Below are 17,266 nucleotides of genomic sequence, written 5' to 3' on the forward strand. Positions count from 1 at the left end.
AGTTCTGCATGTCGATGATCCTGTTGATCGAACAGGTCCTGAATGGGCTTCAGTTCGGTGTGATGCTGTTCGTGATGGCGGCGGGCCTGACATTGGTGTTCGGGGTGATGGGGCTGATCAATCTGGCCCACGGATCGCTGTACATGATCGGCGCCTTCGCGGCGGCGACTGTGGCGGGGATGACGGGATCATTCCTGCTGGCGTTGGCGGCCAGTCTGGCGGCGGCGGCCGCGGCGGGCGCGATTGTGGAGGTCGTGGTGATCCGCAGGCTCTATGCACGCGATCACCTCGATCAGGTGCTGGCGACCTTCGCCTTGATTCTGATCTTTTCCGAAGGCACCCGCTGGCTGTTCGGATCGTTTCCGCTGTTTCTGGACGTGCCAGACTGGTTGCGCGGGCCGGTCAGTCTGCCCGGTGGTATCCTGTACCCGGCCTACAGGCTGGCCATTATCGGGGTCGGACTGGCCGTCGCGCTGGGATTGTGGGCGTTGATCGCGCGCACGCGTCTGGGCATCCGCATCCGCGCGGGTGAGAGTGATCGGGAGATGATCGCCGCATTGGGGGTCGATATCTCGAAACTGTACACGCTGGTTTTCGCGCTGGGGGCCGCTTTGGCCGGATTGGCCGGGGCTCTGGTCGGGGCAATCCAGTCGGTGCAGGTCGGAATGGGGGAACCTGTGATGATCCTCGCCTTCGTCGTGATCGTGATCGGAGGCATCGGCTCGATCAAGGGGGCGCTGGTCGCATCATTGCTGGTCGGGGTCACGGATACGCTGGGAGGGGTGCTGCTGCCTGTTGCCTTCGCCCAGATCATGCAGCCGTCGAACGCCATGCTTGTCGGATCGGCTCTGGCCTCCATGCTGATCTACATCCTGATGGCGGTCGTGCTGGTGGTGCGACCCTCCGGCCTGTATGGGGCGCGGGCATGATCGCGGAAAAACACCTCAACTGGCTGATCTCGGCAGTGCTGCTGGCCGTGCCGGTCGCGGCCTGGCTGGCGGGCGAGGTCTACACCGTGACGCTGGCGACGCGGGTGGCGGTGCTGGCCCTGGCCGGCGTCGGGCTGAACCTGGCGCTCGGCTCCGGCGGGCTGGTCAGCCTGGGCCATGCCGCATTCTTCGGTGCGGGGGGCTATGCGATGGGCATCCTGGCCAGTCACGCGCAAAGCTATCAACCGCTGATGGAGTGGCCCTTTCTGATCGAGGGCACGAAATCCATGCCAGTGATATGGCTGGTCGCGATTGCATCCGGCGCAATATCGGCGCTGGCGATCGGGGTGCTGAGCCTGCGCACCTCGGGCGTGTACTTTATCATGATCACACTCGCCTTTGGTCAGATGTTCTATTATTTCGCGATCTCGTGGCCTGCCTATGGTGGTGAGGACGGGTTGAGCATCTATGTGCGTAACGGTTTTCCGGGGCTCGATACGCTGCAACCGATCCAGTTTTTTGCCTTGTGCTATGCCTTGCTGATCGTGGCGCTGGTGCTGTGCGCGCGGATCAACGCCTCACCCTTCGGTCTGGCGTTGAATGCGGTGCGGCAAAGCGCCCAGCGGGTGGAGACGGTGGGCCTGTCGCCCCTTCGCCTGCGCCTGACGGCGTTCGTCCTGTCCGGCGCGATCACCGCGTTGGCCGGGGCCCTGTTTGCTGACCTCAACCGGTTCGTCAGCCCGACGATGTTCAGCTGGCAAACCAGTGGGGAGATCATGGTCTTTGTCATTCTGGGGGGAGTCGGGCGACTATATGGCCCGGTAATCGGCGCTGCGGTGTTCATCATGCTCGAACACTGGCTGGGGGGCGTCAGCGAGTATTGGCAACTGTTTCTGGGCGTACTGTTGCTGGGAGTCGTCCTGTTCGCACGGGGCGGATTGATCGGCGTGTTCGCCCGGCGGAGGGTCGGGCATGGCTGATCCGGTTCTGGAGTTGAAGGACGTCTGCAAGAGTTTCGGTGCCCTGAAGGCGAGCGACCACGTTTCACTCGACCTGAGGGCCGGTGAAATCCATGCCTTGATCGGGCCGAACGGGGCCGGAAAATCGACCCTGATCGCCCAGATCGCGGGCAGTCTGGCACCGGACAGCGGGTCGATCCATTTCGACGGACAGGATGTGACCCATCTGGGACCGAGCGCACGGGCACGGCTGGGGCTGGCACGCTCGTTCCAGATCAGCGCCGTCGTGCCGGGATTTACCGTGGCGCAGAATATCCTGCTGGCGGTTCAGGCGCGTGCGGGACGCAGCTATACGATGTGGAGCAAGGCCGATGATATGGCCAGCGATCAGGTGGCGCGTTGGGCAGATATGGTGGGTCTGTCCGACAGGCTGGGTGCCGCCGCCTCCGATATTGCACATGGAGAGCGTCGGCGCCTTGAAATCGCGATGGCGCTGGCGATGCGGCCCAAGGCCTTCGTTCTGGACGAACCGATGGCCGGAATGGGGACGGAGGGTGTCAGCGCCATGACATCGCTCCTCGACCCGTTGCGGTTGCAGGCTCCTATTTTGCTGGTGGAACACGACATGCAGGCGGTCTTCGCGCTTGCCGATCGGGTCAGTGTATTGGTCTACGGCCGTATCATCGCCACCGGCACCGTCGCGCAAATTCGGCGCGATCCCTTGGTGCGGCAGGCCTATCTGGGGGATGAAGCGTGAGCTTGCTCGAAGTGCGTGATCTCAAGGCGTCCTATGGCGGATCACCGGCCCTGTTCGGCGTTGACCTCAGCGTGGAGGAGGGCGAGGTGGTCGCTCTGATGGGCCGCAATGGCATGGGCAAGAGCACGACGATACGCTGTATCTGCCGGATGATGCCGTTAGATGTCGGAACGCTCAGCTTCGCTGGTCAGGATGTGCGATCGCTGCCCTCCCATGCGGCTGCTCGCCTCGGCATCGGTCTGGTGCCTGAAGGGCGGCGATGTTTCCCCAATCTGAGTGTTCGCGAAAACCTGATTGCCGCAGCCCGGCCCGGCCATTGGGACGCGGCACGGGTCGCCACACTGTTTCCGCGGCTGGCCGAACGCTCGGGTCAGAGCGCGGCCACCCTCTCGGGCGGGGAGCAGCAGATGCTGGCCATCGGGCGCGCGCTGATGACCAACCCGCGCATGTTGATCCTGGACGAGGCGACGGAGGGGCTGGCCCCTCTGGTTCGGCAGGAGATTCGCGAGGTGATCGCAGGTTTGAGCGGACAGAGCGGCCTGTCTATCCTCATCGTGGACAAGTCGCTTCGCGAACTGTCGCATATCGCCCGGCGCGTGGTTATATTGGAGCGGGGGCGCAGCGTCCTGAACGATGCGATATCCGCAGTGACCCCACAGGTGGCTGACCGATATCTGGGCGTATAGGCTGGGCGGCTGGCAGCGAACCTGTCCGAGCGATTTCTACTTTCAACGGCGGTGAGAGGAGGCGGCGAGGGGATCTGCCCCGACCGTTCCACTAGGGGTGAAAAACATCGTTCGTGCGGACGATCAGATGTGCCTTTCCGTGGGGGAAAGACATTTTGCAAACTGTGCCGATAGCGTGCGTATTTGTACCGACGCTGCGGGACAACTGAATTAATTGTCAGTCATCGCAAGGCGGATTTGGCTGTCCCAATATGCTGAAGCTTAAACGGCCTAAGTATATGCCATCGCCTCGATAAATGACCTTGCACCCCTCCGACGTCCCCGGGGTGCTCGGTTTCGCCGGAACACGGGTATGCCCCCCATTCGTGTTCCGGCATTACACCCTGAACGTTGCTTAGGAGGCGTCGATATCTCCCATGTCGTGGGCGTGCTGGATCAATCTGTCAGGTTCGAAAAAAGTAATGCAGCCCCGCCGTGTGCCGATAATGCCCATTTGGGCCAGGACGCTCAACTCACGGCTGACGGCCTCACGGTTTGCGCCGACCTGCGCGGCGATCTCGGCATGGGTTGGGGCGGGGCGCAGTTCGCCGCCCTCGACCAGAACGCTTTGTTCCAGTCCGGCTCGCACCAGAAACAAAGTCAGACGATCCGCCAGTTTCAGTGCCGTCAATTCGAAGCTGCGCTGCGTCAGATTTCGCACCTTCTCAACCATATCGCCCAGCAGGACCTGTGCCACACCCGGTTGATCCCGTATCAGGGCGCGCAAGGTCCGGCCGGGCAGGCGTGCCAGTTCCGCCGGGGTGCGGGCGAAGATGCTGGCAGACCGTTCGCCGCCTCCGATTGCGGCGATCTCTCCGAAATAGGTGCCGCGCTGCATCTCGCCCAGGGCGACTTCACGACCGCGCCCGGAAATCAGGATGGCCGTCAGTTGACCGCTCAACACCAGATAGAAGTCATCGGATTTGTCCAGGTGTTGCACCACCAGTTCACCACGCTCCGGTCGCACGATGTCGACGCGGTTCGCCAGGTCAGACAATGCATCGGCGTCGAGTGAGGCGAATATATCGAACTCCGCCAGTGATGACGGCAGATCACAACGCTTTATCATGGTCATCCCCTATGTCCCTTTGACAGACTGGTACTATTGCAGTGAACACGATTATCTGCCCGCGACGCGGTTAGTTAGGACAAAGCTGATGACACTAGCAAGTAAAACGAAGGTTTTGATCCTGGGGGGCGGGTGCGGTGGCGTTGCTGCGGCCTATACGCTTGGCGCGACGCCCGAACGGCGCGAGACCTTCGATGTCACGCTGTGTTCGCAAGGATGGCGGATCGGGGGCAAGGGGGCCAGCGGACGCAATGCCGCCGATCACCAGCGGATAGAGGAACACGGCCTGCATCTGTTCCTCGGGTTTTACCGAACGGCCTTCACGATGCTGCGCGATGCCTATGCCCAATTGAACGGTGTGCAAGACGGGGTGTTCCCCTCGGTTGAGGAGGCGTTCACCCCCCAGCACCACGTTACGTTATGGGCGGCCCCTGGCGATGGCGGGGGGGCGGGGTGGAAGGATTACACCCTGATGGCCCCCCGATGGCCCGGCCTGCCGTGGGATGCGGACGAGGACGATTTGCGCCAAGCCCCCGACAGGCTGGCCGAACTGATGCGGATCGAGGCCGCGCATGTCGGCGCGGACCGTTTGCGCACCCCGCTCGACCCCGACCGACATGCCCATGCGAAGCCCGAGGAGCGTGAGAGTCTGTTCGCCTGGTTCCTGGACGAGTTGCACGACATGGATTGGTCGCTGGGCTGGCACGTGTTCAGGGACCTACTCGAAATCGGGGGGGCGGTGTTGCGGGGGTATTTCGCGGATGTGTTGCCGCATGGCTGGAATGCCTGGCATCGAATCGACCATCTGGATTTTCGCGCCTGGCTGATGATGCACGGGGCCAATGCCTCCGCCGCGTGGTCCGAGACGATCCGCGTCATCTACGATCTGGCCTTTGCGTATCGGGGCGGGGACGGGGACGATCTCTCCGACGCGGATATCGCTGCGGGCGCATGTCTCAAGCTGATCCTCGATCTGGTGGCGGGCTATCGTGGTGCGCCGATGTGGCGCATGAACGCCGGGATGGGCGACACGGTCTTTACCCCGCTGGTGAAGTGCATTGCACGGCAAGGCGGCAAGATCAGGCTGTTCCAACGGGTCAGGGAGATCGAATTCGACGGCGACCGGGTCGTGCGGGTGCGCATGTCGGTTCAGGCCGCGCTGGCCGGGCAGGGCTATGATCCGTTCGTTCGGGTCAACGGTCTGGATTGTTGGCCCAGTTCGCCGCTTTGGGATCAGCTCTCTGCTGACACGCCGCGTGTGAACTTCGAGGATGCGTGGACGCATGTTTCGATCGCGGAGCATGTGCTGGAGGTAGGGCGCGATTTCGATCACGTCATTCTGGCGATTCCCCCCGCCGCGGCCGCACCGTTGACCGACGGGCTGGCGCGGACCAACCCCGATTGGGCGCGCATGTTGGACACGGTCGGCAGCGCGTCGGTCGCGACGCATTCCGTTCAGCTATGGCTGGACCGAACCACGGTCCAGGCCGGTTGGGCCGAGAGTGTGGAGCCGGTGTCCGGCGCCTGTGCGCCGCCCCTGGGAACATGGGCCGACATGACACATCTGATTGCCCATGAAACATGGCCATCGGGGCAGGCGAAAAGCTGTCAGTATCTGGTCAGCGTCACGGAACTGCCGCCCGACCTGCCACCGATCACGGTCGAGGCGCCACATGTGCAGATCGAGGCGAACACGGCGGGACAGACCTTTACCAACGTATGGTTGGACGCGAATGCCCATATCCTGTGGCCAGGGATCGCGACACCGGGCGCGTTCGACCGGCAGCGGATCGTCAGCACCTACGACCACGTCAATATCTCACCCAGCGAGCGTTACGTCCGCACCCCTCCCGGCAGTGTGGTGGACCGTTTGCCGCCCGATTGGGACGGCGTGCGAAACATGAGCCTGGCCGGGGACTGGACGATCACCTCGATCAATGGCGGCTCGGCGGAGGCCGCACTGGAAAGCGGCAAGACCGCAGCCGATGCGCTGGTCCGTGCCGCAGGGGTGGCGTGACCAGACGCCTCAGCCCGGTGCCTGCCACAGCGTCTTTCCGTTGCGGGTGGTGAAATCGAAGTTCACCCAGAACGCGAAGCGCGCCTGCGTGGTCAGCAGATCGCCGTCCCGCGTACCGGACAAGCCCAGATCGCGGGCGATCTGGTGGCTCTCGCAATCGCGGATCGTACAGGCCCACTGACCCGGCATCAGTCCGCCGCGATGTACGGCGTCCAGATGTGCAGGACTTTCGGTGATTGCCTGATAGCAGGCCTTGGTCCAGTCCTCCGCCGCGCGAAATTGCTTGAGGTTCACGACAGGCACGATGAAATCGAACGCGAGCTTGCCGATATCCCACACGAAGGCCGCGCCCTCCACCATGGTTTCCAGCAGACCTTGCGGGTGGCGCATCTGGTCCATGATAACGCTGAGCATACCGCCGATGTCCTGAAAGTCATCGCGCCAGGGGCCGTGCACATCGGTGCCGGTGAGGGTGATCAGCTCCGCATTCTCGACCGCGCGGGTGGTGTCGGCGAATGTCGGAAAGATGGTAGTGCGCGCGACGAACCTGTCACCGGGATCGGTGACGAGCTGAATATCGCCCAGCGTCTTGCGGTATCCCCAGATCTCGCGCCCGACGACCAGCCCGGTATCGACGTTGATAAACAGATAGGGCACCCAGAAGGTCAGCCGGGGAAAGATTTGCCCCTCGCGATATTCCCACAAGGGGACCCAGAACATCGCCTCCCTGTCGCCCTGCACGCCGATGGTCTGTGACAGGGATGTCGCGGCGGCCACCTCCAGAAAGGTCAGAAGGACCGTGTCGCCAACCGTCTCGTATCGCAGTTCTGGGGCGCAGGCGGCATTGAGCTGACTGTCCACAAAGGCCTGAACGCTGCGCGAATCCGCGTCGAGCGCGAAAGCATACGAGGTTGTCCCCTCCAGCCGCAAGGGCTGTGGAAAGCAGATCTCGCCGTGCCCCAGACGGTCCACGTAATCCGGCATCTTGCTGGTATCGGTCATGTCCATATCCTCACAGGTAATCTTCGCCGATGACGACGCGCGGTTGGCCGCTGATCGCGCGACTGGCCTGCATACCGCTCATCACGGCGGATTCGACGCAGGTGGTGTTCAGTCCCGTGCGGATATGACATCCGGCAAGGAACAGGTTATCGAAACCGCTGCCATCTGCGGGCAGACGGTATTGCACCTGTCCGGCCGCCGCCCCGACGCAGCATTCGGAGGGATCGATATTGGCGCGAACATAGACCTGTTCCGGCGACAGAGGTTCAGGCGGGCGGGCGCACCAGGCGGTGGTGCCGTAATCGTCGATCCATTGGGTAAATTGCGCGGTAACGTCGGCGTTTGCCACGGCCTGCGCATCCGTATGTGCAGGCGCGCTATACGCGGTAGAGGCATAGGCGCCGCAGAAATAATGGATGGACCCGGCCCCGCCCTCGACCGGCAAAAGCTGGCTCATGTCGGACCAGATATCGAACCGCTCAGGCCCCGCGACGGTGGCGGGGCGATCGTCCCAGCCCAGTTCGCTGGTGGTCTGTGGCAGCCAGACCTGTGCTGCCAGCGTCGGGATCAGCCCGGTATTTTCGACCATATCCGCGAAGGGGCCGCGCTGTGCAATCAATTCCCGCGCCAGACCGGGTTCGTCCGGGTTGAGCTGCTTGTACCCGCCCATTGCGATGCCGAGGATCACCTTGTCGAAATCCTGGCCCCTCTTCAGGATGACCTCCTCCGTCGGATAGGGGGGGGACCAATGGTTTTCGAAATCGACACCGGCTTTGGCCATTGCCTCGCCATCCTCGATCTGCTCCCAATAGGGATGCGCGGGCCAAGTGGGCACGCCGTCGATGACCTTGGTTGGCCGGTAGTCGCCCAAGGTCCGCGCCTGCCGTGCCAGAGTGATACGGGCGATGGAGTTTTCGGCGGCGTCCAGATGCAGGCCTGTCGTCTTGTGAAAGAAGTTCACCTTTACCCCCCGCGCGCGCAGGACGTCATATATCGGGGCGACGGCCACCTCCGCCATGCCGGCCTTGACCGTGAACATCACCGATTCCTTGTAGGTGGTGATGATCCGCAGGATTACCCGCAGCGCCGTGCCTGTGCCCACGGACGGGCGATTGTGGTCGCCCTCAAGATACCAGAAACAACAATCGTAGATCGCCCTCACAGGTGATGTGGTCTCGACGATCTTCGGGTCGGCGCCATGATTCTTGAGCCACTGGCGAAACTCGATCTCGTTCAGGTCGTCCAGGCTCTTGCCGCAAATCAGCACGTCCCAGGTGATGCCCGCAGCGAAGGTCGCGCCCAGATGCAGAAGATCCCTGAACAGATCGCCCAGCGGCAGGCTGCGCTGTCTTCTCGGGCGGAAGGACTCCCGAACCTCACGCAGATGTACCAGCGCCTCGGTATCGGAGCCCTCGGGCGCCTCGATCTTTTGCGCGGCACAGCCCAGATCGACGTCCTCTCTGGCCACGGCGCTATGTGTCGGATCGGTGTCGTCCTCGAAGGTGGCATGCAGAAGTTGTTTGAGCAGGGAGGCCAGTTGACTGAGCATTCCACGGATCGACAGGTTCAATTCACCCGAGCCACGCTCATCGCTATTCGTCGGCCATTCGATATTGCAGAAATCCCAGGAGCCATCGGACGATTGCGTCCATAACGGGGTGAAGTTCTGTGGCTCGAACGCGTCGAGACCCGTTTGAAACGGGCAGTTTTCCGGGCGGTCCCATTCGGCATATATCTCACGCAACATCGACCAGGCATTGTCGTAGCAGCCGAACCAGAAATGCAGGCCGTGTTCCAGAATGCGGTTGTGATCGTCGCGGCCCGTGGCACATTTTCCGCCGAGCCGCCAACCCATCTGCCAGATTTCCACATCGTATCGCCGCCGTAGTTCGGGTGTGGCGCTCAGATGCCATGCTGCGGTCAATGCGCCGAATCCTCCCCCAAGGATCGCGATCTTCTCTTTCTCCATGCGGATGCCCTCAGGGATCTTGCAGCCAGACCGGAATGGGCCGACCGACAGCCTCGGTAAAGTTCGTGAAGACCTCGGCATCGCTGACGAGGTGCATTTGTCGTGCCAATCTGGCAGCGTCGGCCAGCATTTCAGTGCGTTTCGATACGTTCGTCTGGTCGAAGGCGCTGTGGAACATGGCGGCTGGTTTCGCGACGGGCATCTTCAGCGCGAACCGGCGCAAGACCTTGCGCGCACGCGCGGCCGCTGCTGCGTCGTCCAGCAGGGTCGTGGCACAACACAGCCAACGCAATGCATTGCACAGATGCCACGCGCCGGGCGGGCTCTTCTCCGCTATATCCAGCGCAAGGTGGGCGCGCTGGCGGGCCAGCGCCGTCTCACCCATAAGGACATCGGCCAGCGCCAGCGTGCACAATGCAAATGTCTCGTCCGCCTTGTTGAGCTGTGGATGTGCGACCAGTCCCGCCAGCGCCTTGTGTGCCTCGATCGGGACGGGTTCTCCGCCGGACAGCGCGGCACCGATCCGGGCTGTCTTGACCCAGACACGGATCTGGGCGCTGACGCGGCTGTCCAGCCCGGATTCCAGTTCGCCCAATGCGGGGTCGTCGCTGCGCAATTTTCCCCGTGTTAGGCGCGAATGAATGTCTGTCGCGACGCTCTGCCGCCAGCGACCGCGCGCGCCCAGTTCACCGTACAGCCGGATTGCGTCGCGGGCCGCCGGATCGGCGCGAAGCCAGTCGCCCCGGCCTGAATACAGGACCAGCGCGACCAGTGACGTAAAGGCTCTGTCATGCGGATCGCCCCCGGCCAAGGCGGTGCGTTTGGCATATCCGGCATAGGTATCCGCGAGTTTCGGCAATCGGCTTGTCTCGAACCCGATGGATAGGGCGGTATAGCCCGCGACCATTTCGCGCGTCAGCCCGACCCGTTCCGCTATGTTGAGCGATTTCAGCGTGTGCAGCAGAACGTCACCCAATTCGCCTTCGAAATAGGCGATTTCGGCCAGATCCTTGTGTGCGCTCGCGGCCATTGCAGCATAGGGGATCGTTGCGGGCGTCGCGCGCCCTCTGACCCGGTGCAGCACCTGCCGGGCAAGCGCGGGAAAAAGTTGCAGCGTCTTGATCACCACGCTGTGCGATTGCGGGTGCCCCATCGCGGTCAGCGCCTCGGACAATCGGGCCTCGGCCATTCGCAATTCGACCGCCTCCAACGCGGCGGAGCCTTCGGTCATCAACAGCTCGATTCTGCGGCGCATCGGAAGGGTTATTCCGTTGCGCTGCGCGATCAGACGCGCGTGCGAGGCGTGGGCGATGGCCTCGTCATGGGCGAAAAGGGCGCTTGCATTCCGGGCAAGGCGTTCATGGCAGGCTAAGGCCTTCTGCGCCTGATCCGCCCCGGCCCAGTGACGGGCCGCATCGGCGAGGTCGTCCTGCCCGCACCGTTCGGCCAGATGCCGGTGCAGCCTGCGCCGCGCGGCGAAGGGGAGGGCGCTGTACGAAACCTCCCGCACCAGATCGTCGCGAAAGGCGAACTGGCCGGGCTCGACTTCCCGCAGAAACTCCCGCTGCAACAGCGAGGCAAGCGCGTCTTCGATAGGCGCAAGAGGCGGCGCGTCCGGCAGGGCGGCGATGTCAGGGGCGCTGAAACGCTGTCCCAACAGGCTGGCAATCGACAGGACCTGTCGTTCCACCGGGTTGCATGTGTCGAGCCGGGTCGCCGCCAGTTCGCGCAGCGTCGCGGGCGACATGCTGCGCAGTTCCGGGTCCGCAGGCTCCGCCGTAGGCAGTCGCAATGCGCCGCCCGTCATCCTCAGCCGCCCGCTTTCGCTCAGATCGCGAACGAGTTCCCTTAGGAACAGCGGGTTGCCGCCGCTGCGCCGAAACAGATCCCGCACGGTATCGGGTTCGCATGCAGGCGCGTTCATCAAGCGGCAAATTGCGCGATCGACGCCGTCCAGGTCGAGAGGTTCGATTGCGAAGCCCCCCTCGGACGGTGGAGCCGCCTCGTCGGTGCGGACCGCAATCACCACCCGCACCCCGTCACGTGCGACACGTTCCAGCATCGCGGCGGAACTTCGGTCGAGGCACTGCGCATCGTCCAGGGCGATCAGCAAAGGTGGCAGGTTGGCCAGATCATGCAGGATCAGCTGGCTCAGGGCGGATTCCAGAAGGGATTGTTGTGGCTCCCCGCTGGGGACGGGCGCTTGCGTCACGGTCGGTGGGGAGATCAGATCACGCAGCGGGACGAACTGTCGCAAGGCCGTGATCTGGGCTGCCGTAAACTGTGGCGCATCGTGAAAGGATGACACCAGCTCCGCCGCGATCCGCGCGATGCCTTCATATGCCAGTTGTGCCCCGTCGGGACGCAGGGCCGGACGAACGACACGCCAGCCGGTGGCCTGTGCGATGGCGCAAAGCCCGCGCATATGTTCCGATCGCCCGATCCCCCTGGGTCCGCTGAGGACATGAACCGGGTGCGGCAATCGCGGGTCCGTCAGCCAATGGCTCAACGGTGAGGTGAGCGTCAGATCGTTCGCGGGCGACATATCCCGGATCCGGGCAATGGCTACGGGATCGGACCAGCCCTTTACCGAGAGAGGCGGCAGCGGCTGGGTGTCGATTGCCACGCCCGCACGCTCCGCTGTTGCTGCATCGACCAGAGGCGCGTCCGTCGCGGCCTGCATCAAACGGGTGGCGAGGGAACTGGGCCATCCGATGGCGGAGACGGTTCGCGTGGTGCGCGTTCCATGACGGCTCAGGAACATCCGGCCATCGGCCACACCCACCGGACATCCGAGCTTCGGATCCGCCATGATGGAGACAGCAGCCCGCATCGCGCGCAATTCGCGCCCCGATGGCCCAAGCGGTGGCAGCCCGAACACGATGTGGAGCACCGTGCCTTTCTCCTCGGCCATCATGTTGACGGGAACGCCGGCCCAGGGCTCGATATGGCGGAAAATCCGGCCGAGACGCTCGGCAACCTGATCGGCGCGGTATTCTTCGGCATGGGCACCTGCCGTCAGATCGCATGACAGAACCGTCAGATCGCGAAACGTCGATGTGCCGTCCTCACCGGTGATCCGGGTCCAGACGCGGGTCAGCGGTGTCCGATCATGTCGGGGCGCAACGCGGGTCTGGTCCTGTTCGCCAGCAGATGGGCGGCGCAATTCACTCAATATGGTCGCGCCGGGTGCTGCGCTGGAGTTCAGGCGTGCAGCAGTCGCCGCCGCAGGGCCCGTTGCCAGCCAGATCTCGTCCGTGCCGGCATGGGTGTAACGGTCGATACCGGCACGACCGGAGGCGACGCTGATGCGGCATCGTATCTGATCGGGCAATTCGCTGTGGATGATCCGTGCGGTGTCATGCGCGGTGACGTCCATTCCGGCGCCTGGCCAGACCGCCATGACGGCATCACCGGCGAATCCGGCGATCAATCCGCCCCTGGCTTCGACGGTGCGGATGATCGTGTCGAAGAATGTTTCCAGAACAGAGGACAGGATTTCCGCACCTTGCGGGCCCTGCTTCGACAGGTTCGCGGCCAAGCCGGAAAACCCGACAAGATCGGCCTGCAGGACGGTTGCAGCGTCCCACATGATGCTGAATGTTTCTACATCGTCATGCTTTTGTAGATCCGAACCGTCCATTGGTATCCACCGCATCTGCCCCCTGTGCGCGATTCACGTCCCTGACGTTCCGGTGCACCTCTCGACCGATAGCAGAAAAGCGCCGTTCATGTATGCAAAATGCGAACATCGTCTCTGGCGGGAATGTCACGTGACAGTCGTGTAGCGGAGGTATTCAATCGGGCAACCAGTCACTTTCGCGAAAGGCATTCACATGACCGCAACATTCAACATCAGCCGGCGGACCCTTTTGGCCAGCGCAGGTGCGCTGGTGGTCCTGCATCCCTTTTCGGCCATGGCGCAGGGCCGTCAGGCGCATTTGCGCATCATGTCCACGACAGATTTGCACGTGCATGTGTACCCTTACGACTATTACGCGGATCGTCAGGTGGATACGGTCGGGCTCGCCCGGACGGCCAGCCTGATCGAGGGCATTCGCGCCGAGGCGACGAACACCGTTCTGGTGGACAATGGCGATTTCCTGCAAGGCAATCCGATGGGCGACTACATGGCCTATGAGAAGGGCCTCTCCGACGGGGACGTGCATCCCGTCATCACGGCGATGAACACCCTGGGCTATGACGCCGCGACGCTGGGCAATCACGAGTTCAACTACGGGCTGGATTTCCTGATGAAGGCGGTTGCCGGCGCGCAATTCCCCATCGTGTCCGCCAATGTGGCGAAGGGTGAGCTGGGCGCGACCCCGCAGGCCGACGATCATCTGGTGCCGCCCTACACGATTGTGGAGCGTGCCGTGACCTTGGGCGACGGCACGACGGAAACCGTCAGGATCGGGCTGATCGGCCTGTTGCCACCGCAAATCATGAACTGGGATCGCCGCCATCTGGAGGGCAAGGCCAACACCCGTGACATCCTGCAAGCTGCCCGCGCCTTCGTGCCTGAAATCCGCGAACAGGGGGCCGATCTGGTGGTCGCGTTGAGCCATTCGGGCATCTCGACCGAGGCGCATACGGACGGGATGGAAAACGCCTCGCTCTACGTGGCGGGAATCGACGGGATCGACGCGGTCGTGACCGGGCACCATCACCTCGTCTTTCCGGGTGAGGATTATTCGGGCGAAGGCATCGGCCAGGACACCCTGATGGGCAAGCCTGCCGTGATGGCCGGTTTCTGGGGCAGCCATATGGGGCTGATCGACCTGATGCTGGAGCATGAGGCCGGTGAATGGCGGGTCGTGAACTCCACCACCGAGGCGCGGCCGATCTATTCCCGGGTGGAGCGTGAGGTCGAACCGCTGGTCGAAAGTTTCGAGCCGGTGCTCGCCGCCACCGCGCAGGAGCATGAGGAGACCCTTGCCTATATCCGGCGGGCCGTTGGGGAAACGGCGGCACCGCTGCATTCCTATTTCGCGCTGGTCGCGGACGATCCCTCCGTTCAGATCGTCAGCCAGGCTCAGACCTGGTATATCGAGCAGATGATGAAGGGAACGGAGTGGGAGGGCCTGCCGATCCTGTCCGCCGCCGCACCGTTCAAGGCGGGCGGCCGTGGAGGGCCGGATTATTACACCGATGTGCCGGTCGGCCCTGTCGCGATCAAGAACGTCTCGGATCTGTATCTGTACCCCAACACCGCCCGTGCCGTTCTGATCAACGGGGCAACGGTCAAGGAGTGGTTGGAGCGTTCCGCCGCGATGTTCAATCAGGTCGCGCCGGGCGCGCAGGACGCCACGCTGATCAACCCCGACATGCCGTCCTATAACTTCGACGTCATGGACGGGGTCGAGTATCAGATCGATCTCAGCCAGCCTGCGAAATATGACCGTGACGGCGCAATCGTGAACCCGGACGCCAACCGTATCGTGAATCTGACCTATCAGGGCGCGCCGATTGACCCGGCACAGAAGTTTGTTGTGGCAACGAATAACTACCGCGCGGGCGGCGGCGGCAATTTCCCCGGGGCGGACGGTTCGACGACGATCTTCGTCGGGCCGGACACCAACCGCGATGTGATCGTGCGCTATATCGTCGATCAGGGGACCATTGACCCCAAGGCTGACGCGAACTGGACCTTCGCCCCCATGCCGGACACCACCGTTCTGTTCGACACAGGCCCCGCGGGGGCGGAGCATATGGACTCCGTGACCGGTGTGAACATCGAAGCGGCCGGAGAGGGCGACGACGGCTTCGCGCGCTATCGCATCACGCTGTAACGCGCGACCTCCCGCGCGGTGCGTCTACGGATGTCCCGCGCGGGACAGCCTGCTCTGTGTGGAAATCTGGTCAAATATCGCAGAATAGCTTACTTTTGTCCTCCCGCCCGCCAGTGAGGCGGGCGGGAAAGTGTAATGCTGCTATTCGTTTGTCGCTGCCTCGCCCTTGATTAGGTTCTGGAAAATCGCCAACGGACTGCTCTCGTTCTCTTCGGGAGCGGTCCTGCCAGACGCGATATTGCGGCAGGTCAGCACGGTTGAGGAGGAAAGCGTTTCACACCGTTCCAACGCCAGGGCCAACTGACCGGCATCTTCCAGCAATACGGCAGAGGAAACCCTGATCGGTTGGGCGCTATCGGGGCCATAAGCACGTTCGACCCGGGCTGCGATATTCTCGGCAAAGCGAGGGTTGCCGGTGCGTATCTCCTCCGCAGCCCAAGGGCCGGCGACATATAACCCGATGACGGCATCCTCGGGCAATCGGCGCATTGTGTCGCGCATCCGGCGTTGTTCGTCCGCCGCGAGATAGCTCATGGCGAGAGCATGCACCCCCCCCGGGTGCGGTGTGCCCGACAAAAGCCGCGAGAGGGTCCGCGCGGCTGCATCAGCGCGGTTCGAACTCACCAGGGTTCCTGCTTCGCTCTCCGCCTCGGCCAGACGCTGTAGAGCCGCGATCCCGGAGCTGTTTTTCCAGCGCGCCCACTGGGTATCGTCGATTGATCGCCCTTGATACGGATCGTCACCGATATAGTCGAACAGCGCCGCTTCGCGATCCTGCGGTGATGGATGGGTTTTTGCCGCCCACAGCAGCATGTCCTGCGCTGCAAAAATCGCAGTCTGCTGCGCTAAGGCACGCAAACCCTCGCGTATGATGTTCTCATCCATCGACAGCGCGATCGCATTTGCCTGCGCTCTCAGGTTCGCCGCGTTCTGTTCGAGGATCGTCTTGCGCTCGATCTCACCACTCGCGATGTTGCTGAAAGTAGCTGGATAGGCATCTGCGCCATAGCCGGCCGCCGAGTACATATCCCAAGCCAACCGATCCGCCGCTAGTTCGGTTCGGCGGCCATGCACAGTGCCCGCAATCGCGTCCGCGCTCATCTGCGCGAAGGTGGCCGCCCCGAACGCGGCGATGACGTCTTCGTCCTCGATCAGGTCCAGGCCCACCCCCAATTGCGAAACCGAATCCACAATAGCGGCCATGGTATCGATGGTGTTGTCGAACGTGGCGAAAGCATCACCACCGCCATTATGGCTCAACGCGATATGGGCCAATTCATGCGCGATCAGGAACGCGACTTCATCCTCGCTGGTGGCCTGATGCAGAGCGCCGACGGAGATGTAGATGTCGTTCGTATTGGACGCCGAGCCGTTGTAATACTCGCTGATCTGCGGATGGATCCGAACCTGTCCACCGGGCAGGCTGGCGCCGGGCACATGGGGCAGGAGGGTTTGCAGGATTTCCTCCAGCTTGCTTTCGACCGCGCGGCTGGACGCGACTTGCCAGCCCTTGTCGTTGGTCCGGTCCGAATAGAGAGAGATCGTTCCCGGCGGTCCGAAGGCCAGGGTCGGTGGACCAGATTCGATCGATGGGGTGCAGGCAGAGATCGACAGGCCCGCAATGGTGATTGCAGCCGTTTTGCTCAGAATATTCATCATGTCCGGTGTCCTTTCCGATTAATCGCAATTCGTCAGGGCGCGCGATCCACCGACGGTGGTTCCCGCGTTCAATACCGGCTCGCACCGGTTGCCGGTGGGTCGAATGCTCCGCTCCGGCCGTGTGATCAATGGTCGGGAGCTGAACGTTCCGCGCAGCAGGGGAATGTAGATTTGACCGTTGATGCGGTATCCTTCCTTGTCGATTAGCTGCGTGCCTGCGACTTCCATCGTTTGTTCGCCGCCGCACAGCGTCATCGTAACCGTCTCTGTGCGGGTTTCGATGATAGTCAGCGCGTCGTTAGATTCGGTGCAGGCCATCGCAATCGCGGGCGCGCATGTCAGCGCGAGCGCGGCGAAGGGAAGCTGGCGAATGGGGGGCAGTCTCATT

Annotated in this window: 12 protein-coding genes; 6 read left to right on the plus strand and 6 right to left on the minus strand. The window is 62.9% G+C overall.

Annotation, left to right across the window (positions count from 1 at the left end):
- Positions 1-8 precede the first annotated feature (8 nt).
- The 4 genes from H1S03_RS07785 to H1S03_RS07800 are packed head-to-tail and all read left to right on the plus strand — an operon-like array spanning position 9 to position 3,331.
- Positions 9-929: a branched-chain amino acid ABC transporter permease gene (locus tag H1S03_RS07785; protein WP_166190233.1), complete on the plus strand. Its 921-nt coding sequence runs from the start codon at positions 9-11 to the stop codon at positions 927-929.
- The gene (locus H1S03_RS07790) at positions 926-1,909 is read left to right on the plus strand and encodes a branched-chain amino acid ABC transporter permease (RefSeq protein WP_185803914.1); all 984 of its coding nucleotides are present in this window, start codon (positions 926-928) and stop codon (positions 1,907-1,909) included. Before H1S03_RS07785 ends, H1S03_RS07790 begins: the two co-directional genes overlap by 4 nt.
- The gene (locus H1S03_RS07795) at positions 1,902-2,645 is read left to right on the plus strand and encodes an ABC transporter ATP-binding protein (protein ID WP_185803915.1); all 744 of its coding nucleotides are present in this window, start codon (positions 1,902-1,904) and stop codon (positions 2,643-2,645) included. Before H1S03_RS07790 ends, H1S03_RS07795 begins: the two co-directional genes overlap by 8 nt.
- Positions 2,642-3,331, plus strand: coding sequence for an ATP-binding cassette domain-containing protein (locus tag H1S03_RS07800; protein WP_185803916.1), 690 nt, complete (start codon positions 2,642-2,644; stop codon positions 3,329-3,331). Before H1S03_RS07795 ends, H1S03_RS07800 begins: the two co-directional genes overlap by 4 nt.
- A 394-nt stretch (positions 3,332-3,725) precedes the next feature.
- Here the strand turns inward: H1S03_RS07800 and H1S03_RS07805 are convergent, their stop codons facing one another.
- Complete coding sequence (locus H1S03_RS07805) at positions 3,726-4,439, minus strand: Crp/Fnr family transcriptional regulator (RefSeq protein WP_185803917.1); 714 nt, start codon at positions 4,437-4,439, stop codon at positions 3,726-3,728.
- Positions 4,440-4,527: 88 nt separating this feature from the next.
- Between H1S03_RS07805 and H1S03_RS07810 the strand changes: the two genes are divergently transcribed.
- Positions 4,528-6,456, plus strand: a complete 1,929-nt coding sequence (locus H1S03_RS07810; RefSeq protein WP_185803918.1) for an FAD-dependent oxidoreductase — start codon at positions 4,528-4,530, stop codon at positions 6,454-6,456.
- Between the two features lie 9 nt (positions 6,457-6,465).
- Here the strand turns inward: H1S03_RS07810 and H1S03_RS07815 are convergent, their stop codons facing one another.
- Genes H1S03_RS07815 through H1S03_RS07825 form a run of 3 tightly spaced genes read right to left on the minus strand, consistent with a single transcriptional unit; the run spans position 6,466 to position 13,085 of the window.
- Positions 6,466-7,458: a hypothetical protein gene (locus H1S03_RS07815; protein ID WP_185803919.1), complete on the minus strand. Its 993-nt coding sequence runs from the start codon at positions 7,456-7,458 to the stop codon at positions 6,466-6,468.
- 10 nt (positions 7,459-7,468) lie between these two features.
- A complete protein-coding gene (locus H1S03_RS07820) occupies positions 7,469-9,427 on the minus strand; it encodes an NAD(P)/FAD-dependent oxidoreductase (RefSeq protein ID WP_185803920.1) in 1,959 nt (652 codons plus the stop codon).
- A gap of 10 nt (positions 9,428-9,437) precedes the next feature.
- The gene (locus tag H1S03_RS07825) at positions 9,438-13,085 is read right to left on the minus strand and encodes a hypothetical protein (RefSeq protein WP_185803921.1); all 3,648 of its coding nucleotides are present in this window, start codon (positions 13,083-13,085) and stop codon (positions 9,438-9,440) included.
- A 178-nt stretch (positions 13,086-13,263) separates the two neighbouring features.
- Between H1S03_RS07825 and H1S03_RS07830 the strand changes: the two genes are divergently transcribed.
- Positions 13,264-15,219: a bifunctional 2',3'-cyclic-nucleotide 2'-phosphodiesterase/3'-nucleotidase gene (locus H1S03_RS07830; protein WP_185803922.1), complete on the plus strand. Its 1,956-nt coding sequence runs from the start codon at positions 13,264-13,266 to the stop codon at positions 15,217-15,219.
- 141 nt (positions 15,220-15,360) lie between these two features.
- On the opposite strand, the gene H1S03_RS07835 is transcribed toward H1S03_RS07830, so the two are convergent.
- Positions 15,361-16,878, minus strand: coding sequence for a M48 family metalloprotease (locus tag H1S03_RS07835; protein WP_185803923.1), 1,518 nt, complete (start codon positions 16,876-16,878; stop codon positions 15,361-15,363).
- 18 nt (positions 16,879-16,896) lie between these two features.
- Complete coding sequence (locus tag H1S03_RS07840) at positions 16,897-17,265, minus strand: hypothetical protein (protein WP_185803924.1); 369 nt, start codon at positions 17,263-17,265, stop codon at positions 16,897-16,899.
- Between the last annotated feature and the right edge of the window lies 1 nt (position 17,266).

Source organism: Pontivivens nitratireducens, assembly GCF_014235845.1.
GTDB classification, from domain to species: Bacteria; Pseudomonadota; Alphaproteobacteria; order Rhodobacterales; family Rhodobacteraceae; genus Pontivivens; species Pontivivens nitratireducens.